At 74.8% G+C, this 16676-nt stretch carries 17 protein-coding genes; 10 read left to right on the plus strand and 7 right to left on the minus strand.

Annotated features, from left to right (window positions below; translation table 11 throughout):
- Positions 1–7: 7 nt before the first annotated feature.
- Positions 8–661, minus strand: coding sequence for a GNAT family N-acetyltransferase (locus tag ABQ292_RS10075; RefSeq protein ID WP_369205828.1), 654 nt, complete (start codon positions 659–661; stop codon positions 8–10).
- Positions 662–831: 170 nt separating this feature from the next.
- Between ABQ292_RS10075 and boxC the strand changes: the two genes are divergently transcribed.
- The 9 genes from boxC to ABQ292_RS10120 all read left to right on the plus strand — a co-directional run bounded on the left by boxC (position 832) and on the right by ABQ292_RS10120 (position 9470).
- Entirely contained in the window at positions 832–2571 is a 1740-nt protein-coding gene (gene boxC / locus ABQ292_RS10080; protein ID WP_369205830.1) for a 2,3-epoxybenzoyl-CoA dihydrolase, read from the plus strand.
- A gap of 2 nt (positions 2572–2573) precedes the next feature.
- Positions 2574–4055, plus strand: coding sequence for a benzoyl-CoA 2,3-epoxidase subunit BoxB (boxB, locus tag ABQ292_RS10085; RefSeq protein WP_369205832.1), 1482 nt, complete (start codon positions 2574–2576; stop codon positions 4053–4055).
- Between the two features lie 129 nt (positions 4056–4184).
- The gene (locus ABQ292_RS10090; RefSeq protein WP_369205834.1) at positions 4185–5870 is read left to right on the plus strand and encodes a benzoate-CoA ligase family protein; all 1686 of its coding nucleotides are present in this window, start codon (positions 4185–4187) and stop codon (positions 5868–5870) included.
- On the plus strand, positions 5867–6010 hold the full coding sequence (locus ABQ292_RS10095; protein ID WP_369205836.1) for a hypothetical protein: 144 nt from the start codon (positions 5867–5869) through the stop codon (positions 6008–6010). The genes ABQ292_RS10090 and ABQ292_RS10095 overlap by 4 nt, the downstream gene beginning before the upstream one ends.
- Positions 6011–6043: 33 nt before the next feature.
- Positions 6044–6376: a ferredoxin gene (gene fdxA, locus ABQ292_RS10100; protein ID WP_369205838.1), complete on the plus strand. Its 333-nt coding sequence runs from the start codon at positions 6044–6046 to the stop codon at positions 6374–6376.
- Positions 6373–6891, plus strand: coding sequence for a gamma carbonic anhydrase family protein (locus tag ABQ292_RS10105; RefSeq protein ID WP_369205840.1), 519 nt, complete (start codon positions 6373–6375; stop codon positions 6889–6891). Before fdxA ends, ABQ292_RS10105 begins: the two co-directional genes overlap by 4 nt.
- A 21-nt stretch (positions 6892–6912) precedes the next feature.
- On the plus strand, positions 6913–7827 hold the full coding sequence (locus tag ABQ292_RS10110) for an LLM class flavin-dependent oxidoreductase (RefSeq protein WP_369205842.1): 915 nt from the start codon (positions 6913–6915) through the stop codon (positions 7825–7827).
- Positions 7828–7879: 52 nt separating this feature from the next.
- Positions 7880–8293 (plus strand): DUF1810 domain-containing protein, encoded by a 414-nt coding sequence (locus tag ABQ292_RS10115; protein ID WP_369205844.1) that lies wholly within the window; start codon positions 7880–7882, stop codon positions 8291–8293.
- A gap of 103 nt (positions 8294–8396) precedes the next feature.
- Positions 8397–9470: a glutathione S-transferase family protein gene (locus tag ABQ292_RS10120; protein WP_369205846.1), complete on the plus strand. Its 1074-nt coding sequence runs from the start codon at positions 8397–8399 to the stop codon at positions 9468–9470.
- A 16-nt stretch (positions 9471–9486) separates the two neighbouring features.
- On the opposite strand, the gene ABQ292_RS10125 is transcribed toward ABQ292_RS10120, so the two are convergent.
- From ABQ292_RS10125 to ABQ292_RS10140, 4 genes are all read right to left on the minus strand, one after another.
- A complete protein-coding gene (locus tag ABQ292_RS10125) occupies positions 9487–9756 on the minus strand; it encodes a hypothetical protein (protein ID WP_369205848.1) in 270 nt (89 codons plus the stop codon).
- A gap of 340 nt (positions 9757–10096) precedes the next feature.
- Complete coding sequence (locus ABQ292_RS10130) at positions 10097–11977, minus strand: hypothetical protein (RefSeq protein WP_369205850.1); 1881 nt, start codon at positions 11975–11977, stop codon at positions 10097–10099.
- Positions 11978–12064: 87 nt separating this feature from the next.
- Positions 12065–12799, minus strand: coding sequence for an alanyl-tRNA editing protein (locus tag ABQ292_RS10135; RefSeq protein WP_369205852.1), 735 nt, complete (start codon positions 12797–12799; stop codon positions 12065–12067).
- A gap of 44 nt (positions 12800–12843) precedes the next feature.
- The gene (locus ABQ292_RS10140) at positions 12844–13566 is read right to left on the minus strand and encodes a type 1 glutamine amidotransferase (protein ID WP_369205854.1); all 723 of its coding nucleotides are present in this window, start codon (positions 13564–13566) and stop codon (positions 12844–12846) included.
- Positions 13567–13701: 135 nt separating this feature from the next.
- On the opposite strand from ABQ292_RS10140, the gene ABQ292_RS10145 reads away from it, so the two are divergent.
- A complete protein-coding gene (locus ABQ292_RS10145; RefSeq protein ID WP_369205856.1) occupies positions 13702–14322 on the plus strand; it encodes an antibiotic biosynthesis monooxygenase family protein in 621 nt (206 codons plus the stop codon).
- Positions 14323–14369: 47 nt separating this feature from the next.
- Here ABQ292_RS10145 and ABQ292_RS10150 read toward each other — a convergent pair whose 3' ends face one another.
- Entirely contained in the window at positions 14370–15443 is a 1074-nt protein-coding gene (locus ABQ292_RS10150; protein WP_369205858.1) for an acyl-CoA dehydrogenase family protein, read from the minus strand.
- Entirely contained in the window at positions 15440–16609 is a 1170-nt protein-coding gene (locus tag ABQ292_RS10155; RefSeq protein WP_369205860.1) for an acyl-CoA dehydrogenase family protein, read from the minus strand. The genes ABQ292_RS10150 and ABQ292_RS10155 overlap by 4 nt, the downstream gene beginning before the upstream one ends.
- Positions 16610–16676 lie beyond the last annotated feature (67 nt).

Genomic DNA, 16676 nt, shown 5'->3' on the forward strand with positions numbered 1-16676 from the left:
GCGGCCGTCAGTACCGGTGCCGCTCGGGGTCGACGTACCCGCCGCTCTCCTCCTCGCCGGGCCCCCGGTCGGCGCCGACGACGGCGGGCTCGGTGTCCGGCCGGGGCCGGCCCTCGGCCCGCTCCCGCTCGGCGAGGTACCGCGCCTGCCGGTCCCCGTCCGGGGGTGTCGCCCGGCCGGTGCCCGGCCGGCCGGCCTGGTGCTGGCCGATGTCGCGGACCCGGTCACCGACCCGCTTGCGCAGCCGGCCGTCCTCGGCGGCCGTGAAGCCCTGCCGCTCCAGCCAGGCCGTCACCACCCCCCGCTCCGGGTGTGTGTCGCGGACCACGTTGAGGACGTAGTTGAGTCCCCGTGCGGCGGCCTCCTCCTCGAGGTGGCGCAGGGCGAAGGCGCCCACGCCGGTCCCCCGCGCGCCGCCCTCGACGGCCAGCAGGACCTCGGCGTCGCCCCAGACGTCGTCCAGCCAGCCATAGCCCACGACGGAGCCGGCGCGCTCGACGCGCCACCAGTCGCTGGACAACCGCTCGCCGTGCCCGCGGGAGTCGGTGCGGAAGACGCCCTCGGGGACGGTCGCGAAGACCCGCTCGCGGTCGGCGTCCCACCGCGGGTCGTCCTCGCGCACCCAGCGCAGGGCGTCCGCCTCCGTGTCGGGAACGGCCATGTCCGACCCCCGTCCGGGATCCGGAGCCGCGCGGCGCGCACGACCCGCAGGGCTGTGGTCTGTGCCACATGTCTACAGGTGGTGAGCCACTTGCGCAAGGTCGTGTAGCACGTCACGATGGGTGCCGGCAGGCCCGTGCACCGTGGCGCCCGCGACTCCCTGGAGGCACCGTGACGACCCTCGAAGACCGCTCGGCGGCGATGGAGGGCCCGGCCCCCGGCGCCGAACCGGCCGCCACGACCGAGGTCTCCTTCGACACCTCACCGGAGCGGTACCGGCACTGGACGCTCCGGGTCGACGGCGAGGTGGCCACGCTCGTCCTCGACGTCGCCGAGGACGGCGGCATCGTGCCGGGCTACGAGCTGAAGATGAACAGCTACGACCTGGGCGTCGACATCGAGCTGCACGACGCGGTGCAGCGGATCCGCTTCGAGCACCCCGAGGTCAAGGCCGTCGTGGTGACCAGCGGCAAGGAGCGGATGTTCTGCGCCGGCGCCAACATCAAGATGCTCGCGGCGTCGCCGCACAGCTGGAAGGTGAACTTCTGCAAGTTCACCAACGAGACCCGCAACGGCCTCGAGGACGCCTCCGCCCACTCCGGCCTGCGCTCCATCGCCGCGGTCAACGGCACCGCCGCCGGCGGCGGCTACGAGCTGGCCCTGGCCTGCGACGAGATCGTGCTGGTCGACGACAACTCCTCGGCGGTCTCCCTGCCCGAGGTGCCCCTCCTCGGCGTGCTGCCGGGCACCGGTGGCCTGACGCGGGTGGTGGACAAGCGCGGCGTCCGCCGCGACCTGGCCGACGTCTTCGCCACGACCGCCGAGGGCATCCGCGGCGAGCGCGCCGTGCAGTGGCGGCTGGTCGACGCCAGCGTCAAGGCCCGCGACTTCGACGCCGAGATCGCGCGGCGGGCCGCCGAGGCGGCCGCCGCGTCCAGCCGGCCGGGCGCCGGCACCACCGGCGTGCCGCTCACCCCCCTGCGTCGCGAGGTCGACGGCGACACGACCCGCTACGAGCACGTGCGCGTCGTCCTCGACCGCGACTCGGGCACCGCCACGATCACGGTCCTCGGCCCCACCGCCGTCCCCGGCAGCGTCGAGGAGCTGCACGAGCAGGGCGACGCCGCCTGGCTGCTGGCCGCCACCCGCGAGCTCGACGACGCGATCCTGCGGCTGCGCACCAACGAGCTGAGCGTCGGCACCTGGCTGCTGCGCACCGAGGGCCGCACCGAGGACGCCGTCGCCACCGCGGCCGCCTACGACGAGTTCCTGCTCGCCCACCGCGAGCACTGGCTGGTCAACGAGACGATCGGCTTCCACCGCCGGACCCTCAAGCGGCTCGACACCACCAGCCGCAGCCTCTTCGCGCTGATCGAGCCCGGCTCGTGCTTCGTCGGCGCCCTGGCCGAGATCGCGCTGGCCGCCGACCGCCAGTACATGCTCGAGGGCCAGTTCGAGGACGACGAGGACCCGTTGCCGCCGGCGGTCGTCCGGCTGGACGGGTTCAACACCGGCCTGCTGCCGATGGGCAACGGGCTGTCCCGGCTGCAGGTCCGCTTCCTCGGCTCCGCCGCGGAGCTGGCCGCCGCCGAGGCCGCCGTGGGCCGCGACCTGGCCGCCGCCGACGCCGCGGAGCTCGGCCTGGTCACCAGCACCCCGGACGACATCGACTGGGAGGACGAGGTCCGCCTGGTCATCGAGGAGCGCGCCAGCTTCTCCCCCGACGCGCTCACCGGCATGGAGGCCAACCTCCGCTTCGCCGGCCGCGAGACCCCGGAGACCAAGGTCTTCGGCCGGCTCACCGCCTGGCAGAACTGGATCTTCCAGCGGCCCAACGCCGCTGGCCCCGAAGGCGCCCTGCGCCGCTACGGAACCGGCAAGCGGGCCGACTACGACAGGAAGCGGGTCTGACCATGACCACGACGGAGAGCAACCCCCAGGACGGCACCGTCACCGGCGAGGCCCCGACGCCCACCGGGCCGCTGTCGAGGATCGACTACAGCGAGCGGATCCCGAACAACGTCAACCTGTCCGGCGACCGCAAGCTGCAGCGGGCGCTGGAGGGCTGGCAGCCGAAGTTCCTCGACTGGTGGAAGAACCTCGGCCCGTCCATCCCGACCCACGACGTCTACCTGCGGACGGCGATCGCCGTCGGCCGCGACGGCTGGGCGCACTTCGACCGGGTGCCGATGGAGGACTACCGCTGGGGCATCTTCCTCGCCGAGCGCGACCCGGACCGGAAGGTCAACTTCGGGGACAGGAAGGGCGAGCCGGCCTGGCAGGAGGTGCCCGGCGAGCACAGGTCGGACCTGCGCCGGCTGATCGTCGTCCAGGGCGACACCGAGCCCGCGTCGGTGGAGCAGCAGCGGCACCTGGGCATGACCGCGCCGTCGCTCTACGACATGCGCAACCTCTTCCAGGTCAACGTGGAGGAGGGCCGGCACCTGTGGGCGATGGTCTACCTGCTGCACGCCTACTTCGGGAAGGACGGCCGCGAGGAGGCCGAGCAGCTGCTCAAGCGCAACTCCGGCGACTTCGACTCGCCGCGCATCCTCGGGGCGTTCAACGAGGAGACGACCGACTGGCTGTCGTTCTTCATGTTCACCTACTTCACCGACCGGGACGGCAAGTACCAGCTCGGCACGCTCAAGGAGAGCGGCTTCGACCCGCTGGCGCGAACCTGCGAGTTCATGCTCAAGGAGGAGGCGCACCACATGTTCGTCGGGACGACCGGCGTCCAGCGCACCGTCCAGCGGACCGCCCAGCTCATGAAGGAGCACGGCACCGACGACATCTGGGAGTACGGCGGCATCCCGCTGTCGGTGATCCAGAAGTACCTGAACTTCCAGTACTCCGTCTCGATGGACCTCTTCGGCTCGGAGACCTCGTCCAACGTCGCCGCGTACTACACATCCGGGCTCAAGGGCCGGTGGATGGAGACCCGCCGCAAGGACGACCACCAGCTGCACGACCTGACGATGGACGTGCCGGTCGTCGAGGACGGGCGGCTGAGCACGCGCACGGTGCCGATGCTGACCGCGCTCAACCTCGACCTGCGCAACGAGTACGCCGCCGACTGCGAGAACGGCGTCCGGCGGTGGAACCAGGAGCTGGAGGAGGCCGGGCTCGAGCAGCGGCTGTTCCTGCCGCACCAGGGCTTCAACCGCAAGGTCGGCGCCTTCGCCGGGCACCACATCACGCCCGAGGGAGACATCGTCGACGCGGCCACCTGGGAGCAGCGGGTCGGCGAGTACCTGCCCACTCCCGAGGACCGGGAGCGCGTCGCCGAGCTGATGGTCCCGCACTACGAGCCCGGCGAGTTCGCCGGCTGGATCGCCCCGCCGTCGGTCGGCATCAACTCGCTGCCGGTCGAGTACGACTACGTGCGCTTCTGAGGGAGGACCCTCCCGCCACCGCTGCGGCCGGGTCCCCGACCGGACCCGGCCGCGGCCGTGACCCGTTCCCGCGCACCACCCGCCCCGGCCGGGCCCCGCCGGACCGGTCTCTGCGAAGGAGTGAGCACCGTGGCCACGCTCGACACCGCCCCGCCCGCCCCCCGTGCCGTGCCCGCGGTCGCCGCGTCCTCCGCGACCGAGGTCTTCAACGCCACCGAGTGGCTCGTCACCCGCCACGCCCGGGCCACGCCCGGCAAGCGGGCGATCACCGCGATCGACCTCGACGGCGGCGTGCGGACCCTCACCTACGCCCAGCTCGACGACGACGTCCGGCGCTTCGCCGCGGCCCTGGTCGCCTCCGGTGTGCGACCCGAGGAGCGGCTGCTGCTGTGCATGGGCGACACCCCGGAGCTGCTGACGGCGTTCCTCGCCGGGATGCGCATCGGCGCGGTCCCGGTGCCGGTGAGCACGATGCTCACGCCCGCGGACATCACGACGCTCGCGCGCGACAGCCGGGCCCGCCTGGTGGCGCTGAGCTCGGAGTTCGCCGGCCTGGGCCCCGCGGTGAGCGGGTCCCGCGACCTCGCCGACGTCGTCGTCCTCACCGACGACGAGCTCCCCCAGGTCACCGGTGCCCGGGTGCGCAGCTGGGACTCCTTCGTCTCGGCCGGCGCCGACTTCCTGGAGGCGGTCGCCGAGCCCTACCCCACGATCGCCGACTCCCCCGCCTTCTGGCTCTACACCTCCGGCACGACCGGCACCCCCAAGGGCGCCATGCACCGGCACGGGTCGCTGCGCGACACCGCCGAGACCTACGCCCGCGACGTGCTGGGCATCGGCCCGGACGACGTCACCTTCTCCGTGGCGAAGTTCTTCTTCGCCTACGGGCTGGGCAACACCCTCACCTTCCCGTTCTCCGTCGGCGCCAGCACGGTGCTCGACCGGTCCCGGCCGAGCCCCGCGGGCACCGCGCGGGTCCTCCGGGAGCAGCGGCCCACCCTGTTCTTCGCCGGGCCCACCTACTTCGCCGCGCTGCTCGCCGCCGGCCTCCCCCGGGACACCTTCACCGGCGTGCGCGCGTGCGTCTCGGCCGGGGAGGCCTTCCCCGCGGCGCTCTTCGAGCGGTTCACCAGCACCTTCGGCGTGGAGATGCTCGACGGCATCGGCTCCACGGAGATGCTGCACATCTTCATCAGCGGCCGCCCCGGCCGGACCCGCCCCGGCTCCACCGGCGAGATCGTGGCCGGCTACGAGGCGAGGATCCTCGACGACGACGGCCGGCCGGTCCCCGACGGCACCCCGGGCAACCTGTGGGTGCGCGGCTCGTCCGCGGCCACCGGCTACTGGTCGCGCACCGCGGTGAGCCGGCGGGTCTTCCAGGGCGAGTGGGTGCGCACCGGCGACACCTACGTGCGCAGCGCCGACGGCTACTACTCCTCGCTGGGCCGCACCGACGACATCATCAAGGCCGGCGGCATCTGGGTCTCGCCCACCGAGGTCGAGGAGCGGCTGCGGGCCTCGCCCGAGGTCAACCAGGTGGTCGTCGTCTCGGTGCCCGACGAGACGGGCCTGGACAAGCCGGTCGCCTGTGTCGTCCTCGTGCCGGGCTCGACGGCCGGCGCCGAGGACCTGGTCGCCTTCTGCCGGGAGGGGCTGGCGGCGTTCAAGCGGCCGCGGCACATCCTCGTCTTCGACGAGCTGCCCACCACCGCCACCGGCAAGCTGCAGCGCTTCCGGATCCGCGAGCTGGCCCTCGAGCGTCTCGGCGGCGCCGCCAAGCCCGACCTCACACCGATCACCGGGGGTCCCGAGTGACCGGGCCGGCGAGGCCACCGGGCGACACGGCACCGCCGGTCGCCGACACCGCCGCGACCCACCTCGACCCCGACCAGCCGCTCTTCCCCGGCCACAGCAGCGACGACCCCGCCGGCACCGGCGCGGCCGCGCCCGCCTGACCCGGCCTCACCGAACCGCGAGGAGACGACCCCGTGCCCTACGTCATCGGCGCCGAGTGCATCGACACCACCGACATGTCCTGCGTCGAGGAGTGCCCGGTCGACTGCATCTACGAAGGCGACCGCAAGCTCTACATCAACCCCAAGGAGTGCATCGACTGCGGGGCCTGCGAGCCGGTGTGCCCCGTCGAGGCGATCGCCCAGGACCGCCGGGTCAGCGACGAGAACGAACCGCACATCGCCGACAACCGGCGCTTCTTCGTCGAGCCCCTGCCCGGTCGCGACGCCCCGCTCGGGAGCCCCGGCGGCGCGTCCCAGGTCGGCCGGATCGGCGTGGACACCGAGCTCGTGGCCGACGGGTCGTGACCCTCTGGGCGCTCGACGGCGTCGCCCCGGAGGTGCACCCCACGGCGTGGGTCCACCCCGACGCCACGGTGGTCGGCCGCGTCGTCCTCGGCCCGGACGTGAGCGTCTGGCCCCAGGCGGTGCTGCGGGGTGACTACGGCGAGATCCGCGTCGGCGCCCGCACGTCGATCCAGGACGGCACGGTGCTGCACACCACCGAGACCCACCCGACGGTCATCGGCGCGGACTGCGTCGTCGGCCACCTCGCCCACCTCGAGGGGTGCACGGTCGGCGACCGCTGCCTGATCGGCTCGGGCTCCGTGGTGCTCAACCGCGTCGTCGTCGGCGACGGCTGTCTCGTCGGTGCCGGTGCCCTCGTCGCCGAGGACACCGTGGTGCCTCCGGACTCGCGGGCGCTGGGCGTCCCCGCGAGGATCCGTGAGGGCGCGGGGATCGCGGCGCAGCTCGACTACGCCGTCCCCCTGTACGTGGCCAACGCCCGGCGCTACCGGGACCGGCTCACGCGGGTCGGCTGAGCACCGCAGGAGGAGGCAGCCGTGCGGGTGGTCCTGACGCTCAGCTCCGACCAGCCGGCGGTGGCCGCCGAGGCGCGCGCCGCCGAGGACGCCGGCTACGACGGGGTGGGCACGGGCGAGCACCTGTTCTTCCACAGCGCGCACCCGAACGGGTTCGTGGCCCTGGCTGCGGCCGCCGGGGTCACCCGGTCCATCCGGCTGCTCAGCTCGCTCACCGTGCTGCCGCTCTACCCGGCCGCGCTGGCCGCGAAGCTGGCGACCACGCTCGACCAGGTCTCCGGCGGGCGCTTCGACATGGGCGTCGGGGTGGGCGGTGAGTACCCGCCGGAGTTCGTCGCGGCCGGCGTCGACGTCGGCGAGCGCGGTGCCCGGACCGACGAGGCGCTCGAGCTGATGCGGCAGCTGTGGGGCGGTGGTCCGGTGGACTTCACCGGCCGCTTCACCCGCGTCGACGGCGTGACCCTCTCCCCCGGCCCGGTCCAGCCGGGGGGCCCGCCGATCTGGCTCGGTGGCCGCAGCCCCGCCGCCATCCGCCGCGCCGGCCGCTCCGCCGCCGTCTGGATGCCCTACATGTACACACCCGAGCAGATGGCCGAGAGCCTGGCGCAGGTGCGTGCCGCCGCCGAGGCGGCCGGCCGGGACCCCGCCGGCGTCCGCGGCGCCGTCTTCTGCTGGGGAGGCGTGGACGCCGACGCCGCCGTCGCCCGCCGCGACGTGGTCGAGCACGTCAGCGCCGTCTACCAGCAGGACTTCAGCCGCCTCGCCGACCGCTACCTGCTGCACGGCGACCCCGACCGGGTGGTCGCCCGGGCCCGCGAGTACGCCGACGCCGGTGCCGAGACGCTGGTCTTCTCCCCGGTCGGGTCGGGCGACCGGCGCCGGGCGGCCGTCGACCTGTTCACGGCCGCGGTGCTGCCGCGGTTGCACGCCGCCTGACCCTGCCGGGGCGGTGCTCGCCCGCGCCGTCCACGGGTCGCATGCTCATCAGGTGACCCCCGACCTGCAGCGCTTCGTCGACGCCCAGTCCGGCACGTACGACCGTGCCCTCGCCGAGCTCCGCGCCGGGCGCAAGACCAGCCACTGGATGTGGTTCGTCCTCCCGCAGGTCGCCGGGCTCGGCCGCAGCGCCACCGCCCAGCACTACGCGATCAGCGGGCTGGACGAGGCCCGGGCCTACCTCGCCCACCCGGTGCTGGGCCCGCGGCTGGTCGAGTGCGCGCGGGCGCTCACCGCGCTGCCGGGGTCGGACCCGGTGCGGGTGCTCGGCCCGGTCGACGCGGTGAAGCTGCGCTCGTCGATGACGCTGTTCGCCCACGCGGCCCCGGACGAGCCGGTCTTCCGGGCCGTCCTCGACCAGTACTTCGGCGGTGCGGAGGACGACGCGACGACGTCCCGGCTGTGACCGCTGCCGACGCTCGTGCTCTGGTCCACGTGCGGACCAGAGCACGAGGTCGCGCGCAGCACTCCCCGCGCGGCGCCGACCGGCGTCGGCGAGGCTGGACGGCGTGAGCGACGACACGGGATCCGGGTACGTGGCCAACGGCCAGGAGTACAGCCGGGACACCAACTACCTGACCGACCGGATCACCTCCGACGGGTCGAGCCCCTGGCCGGTCGAGGCCGGCCGCTACCGGCTGGTCATCGCCCGCGCCTGCCCGTGGGCCAACCGCGCGGCGATCGTGCGCCGGCTGCTCGGCCTCGAGCCGGTCCTCTCGATGGGCATCTGCGGCCCCACCCACGACGAGCGCAGCTGGACCTTCGACCTCGACCCCGGTGGCCGCGACCCGGTGCTCGGCTACGAGCGGCTGCAGGAGGCCTTCCTCGCCCGCGACCCCGAGTACCCGCGCGGCATCACGGTGCCGGCGATGGTCGACGTCGCCACCAAGGCCGTCGTCACCAACGACTTCACGCAGATGACGCTCGACTTCTCCACCCAGTGGACGGCGCACCACCGCGACGGCGCGCCCGACCTCTACCCCGAGCACCTGCGGGACGAGATGGACGACGTGATGGAGCGCGTCTACACCGAGGTCAACAACGGCGTGTACCGGTGCGGCTTCGCCGGCTCGCAGCGCGCCTACGACCGGGCCTACGACCGGCTCTGGACGGCGCTGGACTGGCTGGAGGAGCGGTTGTCGACGCAGCGCTTCCTCATGGGCGACACGATCACCGAGGCCGACGTCCGGCTGTTCACCACCCTGGCCCGCTTCGACGCCGTCTACCACGGCCACTTCAAGGCCAACCGGCAGAAGCTGGCCGAGATGCCGGCGCTGTGGGCCTACGCGCGCGACCTGTTCCAGACGCCGGGGTTCGGTGACACCACCGACTTCCCGCAGATCAAGGAGCACTACTACGTCGTGCACGCCGACATCAACCCGACGCAGGTCATCCCGCAGGGCCCGGACACGTCGAACTGGCTGACCCCGCACGGCCGCGAGGAGCTCGGCGGCGCACCGTTCGGCGACGGCACGCCACCCGGCCCGGTCGCGCAGGGCGAGGAGGTCCCGGCCGACCACGGTCCCGGCGGCATCGGCCACCGTCCGGACGGCGAGCGAGGTCAGCGACCCCGGCCGGCCTGATCGGCCGGTCGGGAGGTCAGAACCCGCCTCCTCCGCCGCCGCCGTCGCAGCCTCCGCCCCCGAAGCCGCCACCGCCGTCGAAGCCGCCACCACTGACGAGGCCACCGCTGACGACGCCACCACCGGCGACGTACCCGGCGTGGTGGGCAGGCCTCGACCGCAGGCTGGAAGGGGATCTGCCCGCGGACACGCGGCTCCGCCGCTCGGTGACCGTCCAGGCGCGCCACAGGCCCAGCGCCATGACCAGGAGCACTGCCACCACCCCGACCACCACGACCGCCGTCATGCCGCCCACTGTGCCCGACGGGGCTGCCGCGCGGCAGGAGTCCGCACGCGGATGGTGTCCCGCCGCGTGCGGACGTCCTGGCACACCGGACGGCGGGGGCGGCGCCGCGGCAGCGCCGCCCCCGCCGTCCTCTCGGAAACGGGCGGGGAGGTCAGGGGTCCCCGGCACGGCAGCGGCCGGTGCGCCTGGTACCCCCATCCCCGATACCTCCCCGCCCGGTGGCCCCGGCCCAGCGGGAGCCAGGTCGAGGTCACGCCAGGGAGGCGTGCACCACCGACCGGGATACGGGGAGCGGACAGTGCTCTCCCTCGCGACGGCCGTGCGCACGCCGGAGGGGAGGTCAGTCGGGCGAGAAGCCGGGGTCGGACAGCGTGGGGCCCACCGGGTCGTGGACCGGGGACCCGACGAGGACCGCGCGCGTGGCGACGCGCGGCAGGTCGGACTCGAACACCGCGGCGAGGGCGGCCAGCGGTGTCGACGACGAGGTGAGCGTGGACGGCCCGGACGGAGCCGGAGCCGGAGTCGGGGCCGGTGGAGCAGGCGCGGGCGCCGGGTCGGCGGGCAGGGGTGCCGGCACCGGCTCGGCAGCGGCGGGAGCAGGCGGCGGAGCGGCCGGGTCGGAGGTCCGCGGATCGGCCTTGGACGTCCCGTGCCCCAGCAGGTCGGCCGCGGCCGTGTGGACGCGGGGCAGCACGGGGACAGCCAGGGCGGTCGCCGGGACCGCGCCGTCGCAGGCCGCGACCGGAGTGGTGACCGCGGTGTCGGCCGGGGGGGTCGGCGCCGTACCGGCGACGGTGGCGACCGCCGGCTCCACGGTCCCGGCGACCGCCGGCTCCACGGTCCCGGCGACCGTCGGCTCGACGGTCTCGGCAGCCGGCTCGACTCCCGGGGCCGCGTGCTCGGCCACCGGCTCGTCGACGGGGGACGCCGTCCCGGAAGCCGGCTCGACTCCCGGGGCCGCGTGCTCGGCCACCGGCTCGTCGACGGGGGACGCCGTCCCGGAAGCCGGCTCGACTCCCGGGGTCGCGTGCTCGGCCACCGGCTCGTCGACGGGGGACGCCGTCCCGGAAGCCGGCTCGACTCCCGGGGCCACGTCCCCGGCCACCGGCTCGGGTGACGGCACGGCGGCGGGCGGGGCGTCGGCGACCACGTCGCTCCCGGGAGCCGGGACGTCGACCACCGGGACGGGCGCATCGACGACCGGCTCGACCACCGGGCCGGTCGTCCCAACCGGGGGGACGGGAACCTCGCGCACCGGAGCGACGACCTCGACCGCCGGCTCGGTCGCGGGGGCGACGGCCTCGACGTCAGACGGGACGGGGCCTCGCACCTGCCGGGGCGCCGGGACGACGTGTTCGGCCAACGGCCGGACCCCGTCGACCAACGGCGGCGGGGCCACCGGGGTGACGACCGGCGGCCCGCGGTCGGGCAACGGCCTCGCCACCGGGGTCTCGACCTCGACGACGCGCGCGGTCACCGGGGCCGCCACGTGGACCGCTGGGTGCACGACGTCGACGTCGAGCTCAGGTGTCCCCGCAGGCTCGCCGACGGCCGGGGGGACCACGAGGACCACCGGCTCGACCGCCGGATCCGACGTTCCCGCGGCAACGCTCTCGTCCGGCGGCACCACCCCGCCCACCACCGGCGGGTCGACCGGCCGGTCGACCGGTGGGCCGACGAGTGCGGCAGCAGGCGGCGCGACCGGCTCGACGACCTCGTCGACCACCGGCTCGACCACCGGCGGGACCACGGGCCGGTCGACCGGTGGGCCGACGGGTGCGGCAGCAGGCGGCGCGACCGGCTCGACGACCGGCTCGACGACCTCGACGACCTCGACGACCTCGTCGACCGCCGGGGGGACGACCTCCACCACGGGGTTCACCTCGTCGTCCACCCGGGGCACGACCTCCACCACGTGGGCCACCTCGTGGTCCACCGGTTCGGTGGCCGCCTCGACGACCGTCTCCGTCTCCGTTCGCGTCTCGACGGGCGCCACGACCTCGGGGAGTGCGACGTCCGCCACCGGTGCGGGTCCGGCGTCGACGACCTCGGGGACGACACCCGGCGGGTCGTCACCGTCGTGGGCACGCGCGGTCCCGGACAGGACCGAGAGCAGGGCGTAGAGGCAGCCCACCAGGACCGCGAGCAGGAGGGCACGAGGAACGCAGCGGGCAGTGGCCGCGGAGCCCGCAGCCGTCCGTGCCGAGTCGTTCCCCTGCACGGCCCCAGGCTAGGGGCGCCCCGGCGGACCCGCCTGCGGAACGACGAGAGAACGGGACCAGCGGAGACGGAACGGCGTCCGCAGCACTCAGACGATCCGCACCCGGAGCCGCCGGAAGCCGCGGCCCTTGTTCTCCATCTTGACCACCTCGACCCGGCCGACCATCGCCGTGGAGGCCACGTGCGTCCCGCCGTCGGCCTGGGTGTCGAGACCGACGATGTCGACGATCCGCACCACCTCGATGTCCGGCGGCAGCAGGTTCGTCGCCGTCCGGATGACGTCCGGGATGGCGAACGCCTCGTCGCGCGGCAGCGTCCTGACCTCGATCGGCCGGTCGGCGGCGATCTCGACGTTCACCGCCTCGGCGACCCGGTCCTTGAAGTCGGCCGGCACCTCGGCGAGGTCGAAGTCCATGCGCGCGGTCAGCGGCTCCATGTTGCCCCCGGTCACCAGCGCACCGAAGTCGCGGAAGACGACCCCGGTGAGCACGTGCAGACCCGAGTGGGTGCGCATCAGCTGGGTGCGCCGCTCGTCGTCCAGCGCACCTCGGACGGCGGTGCCCGGCGGCGGCACGGGGTCGCCCTCGACCGGGATCAGGTACAGCTCGTCGCCCTTGCGGGTGCCGGCGATGCGGGTGCGGACGCCGCCCCACAGCAGCACACCCTCGTCCGGCGGCTGCCCGCCGCCGCCCGGGTAGAACGCCGACCGGTCGAGCACGATGCCCTGCTCGGGGTCGGCGGCCAGCACGGTCGCGTCCCACTCCCGCACGGTGGCGTCGGCGAGGTCGAGCCGGTGGGTGTGTCCGTGTGCGTCGCTGCTCACGACCCGCATGCTGCCCCGCCCGGCGCGGCGGTGGCACCCCTGGGTCAGGCGACGGCCTCGTCCTCCGACGAGGCCCGGGCGAGGAACGCCTCGACCAGCCGCGCGCAGGCCGCCGCCGCCTCGGGGGCGCGCGACGCGATCTCCCTCCGCAGCCCGGGCACCAGCGCGGCGGCCTCCGGAGGCGGCGGGCCGGTCAGCTCCCAGGTCTCCTCCCATGCGGAGAAGGCGCCCGGGTCGATCTCCGGGTGGAACTGCACGCCCAGGTGCGGCCCGTACGTGAACGCCTGCACCGCCCGGTCGGTCCACGCCACCTCGACCGCGCCGGGCGGCACCGTGAACCGGTCGCCGTGGTACTCGAACCACGGCCCGGCCGGCACGAGGGCGGGATCGAGGGTCTCGACGTCGAGGAAGCCGTGCTCCCCCGCCGGCGCCTCGGACACCACCCCGCCGAGCACCCGCGACAGCGCCTGCCCCCCGAAGCAGACCCCGAGCACCGGCGTCCCGGCGTCCACCGCCCGCCGCAGGTAGGCCAGCTCCGCACCCAGCCACGGCACCGTGTCGTCGTGGGCGGCCGCGCCCGAGCCCATGACCACCAGCGTGCGCAGCGTGCCCGGCTCCGGCAGCGCCGTCAGCAGCGGCGAGGGGCCGACCGCCGTCCCGACGACGACGGTGAGCCCCTGGGCCTCCAGCGCCGGGCGCAGGCTGCCGACCAGCCGGTGCCCGCGGGAGGGGTCGGCGTCGTGGACGAGGACGAGGGCGGTTCCCATGCCCCCAGTATCGGCGGGGGCGCACCGGGCCCCGGACGTGTCGGGCGCCAGGGCTTCCCCCGGGCCGCCGCTGCGAGGACGCTGGCGGGCGCGGCGGGGCCGCGCGGGTGCCGCCGGCCGACGAGGAGGACAGGCATGTACGCACGCTCGACCACGATCAACGGCACACCCATGACCGTCGACGACGGCATCGCCTATGTCTGTGACGAGGTCATGCCGGCCGTCACGGAGATGCCCGGCTGCGTGGGCCTGTCGATGCTGGCCGACCGGGAGAGCGGACGCTGCATCGTCACCTCGTCCTGGCGCGACGCCGAGTCGATGCGGGCCAGCGACGAGGGCGTCCGGGGCCTGCGGGAGCGTGCCGGGAGCATCTTCGGCGGCCCCCCGGAGGTGCAGGAGTGGGAGGTCGCCGTCATGCACCGCCGCTCCGAGGCGCCGTCGGGCGCCTGCACCCGGGTCACCTGGAGCCGGTGCGACCCCGCCGACGTCGACCGGGTCCTCGACGCCTACCGGGCGGTGATGGTGCCGCGGATGGAGGACTACGGCGGCTTCTGCAGCGTGAGCCTCATGATCGACCGCGCCACCGGCCGGTCCGCGTCCGCGGTGACCTTCGAGGACCGCGAGTGCATGGAGGCCTCGCGCACCCACGCCCGGGCCAGCCGCGACGACTTCGCCCGCCTCATGCGGCTCGAGATCACCGACCACGACGAGTTCGACCTGGTGCTCGCCCACCTGCGCATCCCCGAGATGGTCTGAGGGCGCGCGGCCCGGCCGGGCCCCGGGGGCCGGCCGGGCCGGGGTGCTCACACGACGCGGGTCAGCGCCGGCCAGAGGTCGTCGCCGCCGGCGGCGACCAGGCCCGCGCCCAGCGCCCGCGACCACATCAGCTCGGTGCCGCCCTCGTCCCGCCAGGACCAGCAGCGGCGGGTGAGGTGGTGCAGCCGGTGCTCCTGGGTGAAGCCGATCGCGCCGTGCACCTGGTGGGCCAGCTTGGCGACCACCTCGACGGCGGCCCCGGCGCGCACCTTGGCGGCCGCGGCGGCCAGCACGACGGTGTCCTCGCCGCGGTCGAGCGCCTGGACGGCGGCGTCGACCAGCGCGGCGGTCGAGGTGACCTCGCCGGCCATCTGCGCGAGCTCCATCTGGATGGCCTGGAACTTGCCCAGCGGCCGGCCGAACTGCACGCGTTCGCCGGCGTACTGCACCGTCCAGGCCAGCACCTGCTCGAGCGCCGCCGAGATCTGCACCGCCCGCGCCAGCGCGTACCGGGCGCGCACCGTGTCCGCCTGTGCCGGGCCCAGCAGTGCCCCGGAGACGCCGACACCGTCGAGGACCAGCGACCCGCGCGGCTCGCCGGCCAGGTTGACCGCCCGCGAGGCGCCCAGTCCCGAGACGTCGACCACGGCGAGCACCGCGCCCTCGATGCCGGCCGGCGGGGCGGCGAGCACCGCGACGTGCCGGGCGACGCCGGCCCAGGGGACGTCGACGGCGGTGCCGGTGAGGGTGAACCGGCCCGGGCCGTCGCCGTCGTCGGACGGCTCGGCGGTGACCGCGCCGTCGACCGCGATCGTCAGCGGCTCCTCCGGCGAGGGCAGGTCGAGGTCGGCGGCCAGCAGCGCCGGCGCGGCCACGAGCAGCTGCTCGGCCACGGGCACCGCCCCGGCGCCGGCGGCCAGCGTGCGCACCACGGCGACGGCGTCGGCGAGCTCGCCGCCGGAGCCGCCGGCCTCCTCGGGCAGGCCGACCCCGGTCAGCCCGGCCTCGGCCAGCGCCGTCCACAGGCCCTCGTCCCACGGCCGCTCGGCCGAGAGCAGCAGCGGCTCGTGCCCGGTGAGGATGTCCCGGACGGTCTCGACCACCAGGTCCTGATCGCTCATCGCAGTCCCAGCCCTCGTGCCACGATCCCGCGCAGGATCTCGTTGGTCCCGCCGCGCAGCGTGTAGCCCGGCGCGTGCAGCTGCGCCTCGGCCAGCGCCCGGCCCAGCGGGTCGGGGCTGTCCAGCGACGGGACGACGTCGACCACCCGGCGCACCTCGTCGACGACGTCCTGCTCGAACGTCGTCCCCACGTCCTTGACCAGCGCGGCCGGGATGTCGGGCAGCTCCCCGCGGTCCAGCGCCGCGGCGATCCGCAGGGACAGCTGCCGCAGCGCCAGCGCCCGCGCCGACAGCCGGCCCAGGGTGGCCAGCTGGGCGGGGTCGCCGGTGGACGCGGCGCGGCGGCCGAACTCGGCGAGCAGCGGCCAGGTGGAGAGGAACCGCTCGGGGCCGGAGCGCTCGAAGGCCAGCTCCGCGGTCACCTGGTGCCAGCCGGCGCCCTCGGTGCCCAGCAGCATGTCGCCGGGGACGACCACGTCGTCGAACACGACCTCGTTGAAGTGGTGGCCGCCGTCGAGGATGCGGATCGGGTTGATGGTGATGCCCGGCAGCGACAGGTCGACCAGCAGCTGGGTGAGGCCCTGGTGCTTGCCGCGCGGGCCCTCGCCGGGCGGGCCGGTGCGCACCAGCACGATCCCGTAGTGGGAGTGGTGCGCGTTGCTCGTCCACACCTTGGCGCCGGTGACCACGAAGTCGCCGTCGGCCTTCCGGGTCGCCCGCGTGCGGATGGAGGCCAGGTCGGAGCCGCTGTCGGGCTCGCTCATGCCGATGACGAAGTAGCACTCCCCGGCGGCGATGCGCGGGAGGATCTCCTTGCGCTGCTCCTCGGTGCCGTAGCGGAGCAGGTTCGGCCCGGACTGCCGGTCGGCGATCCAGTGCGCGGCCACCGGCGCGCCGGCGGCCAGCAGCTCCTCGGTGACGGCGTAGCGCTCCATCGCCGTGCGCTCGTGCCCGCCGTACTGCTTGGGCCAGGTCATCCCCAGCCAGCCGCGGGCGCCGAGCTTCCTCGAGAACTCGGGGTCCACACCGGACAGCCAGGTGTCCACGTGCGTGCTGAAGCTCCCGGCGGCCAGCTCCTCGGCCAGGAACTGCCGCACCTCGAGCCGGACCTGCTCGGCGGCCGCCGAGGGTGGCGCGGGCGCCAGGGTCAACTGGTTGCTGGTCATACCGGATCCGTCCCCACGTCGGCGTGGCAGTTCTCCTGCGTCGGTTGTACAGGTCGCCCGCCCGCCG

Source organism: Geodermatophilus maliterrae (assembly GCF_041018925.1).
GTDB classification, from domain to species: domain Bacteria; phylum Actinomycetota; class Actinomycetes; order Mycobacteriales; family Geodermatophilaceae; genus Geodermatophilus; species Geodermatophilus maliterrae.

Coding starts and splice junctions, on each gene's coding strand:
- ABQ292_RS10155 (WP_369205860.1), bottom strand. CDS start 16,609: ATGACCAGCAACCAGTTGACCCTGGCGCCCGCGCCACCCTCGGCGGCC.
- boxB (WP_369205832.1), top strand. CDS start 2,574: ATGACCACGACGGAGAGCAACCCCCAGGACGGCACCGTCACCGGCGAG.
- ABQ292_RS10145 (WP_369205856.1), top strand. CDS start 13,702: ATGTACGCACGCTCGACCACGATCAACGGCACACCCATGACCGTCGAC.
- ABQ292_RS10140 (WP_369205854.1), bottom strand. CDS start 13,566: ATGGGAACCGCCCTCGTCCTCGTCCACGACGCCGACCCCTCCCGCGGG.
- ABQ292_RS10125 (WP_369205848.1), bottom strand. CDS start 9,756: ATGACGGCGGTCGTGGTGGTCGGGGTGGTGGCAGTGCTCCTGGTCATG.
- ABQ292_RS10150 (WP_369205858.1), bottom strand. CDS start 15,443: ATGAGCGATCAGGACCTGGTGGTCGAGACCGTCCGGGACATCCTCACC.
- ABQ292_RS10075 (WP_369205828.1), bottom strand. CDS start 661: ATGGCCGTTCCCGACACGGAGGCGGACGCCCTGCGCTGGGTGCGCGAG.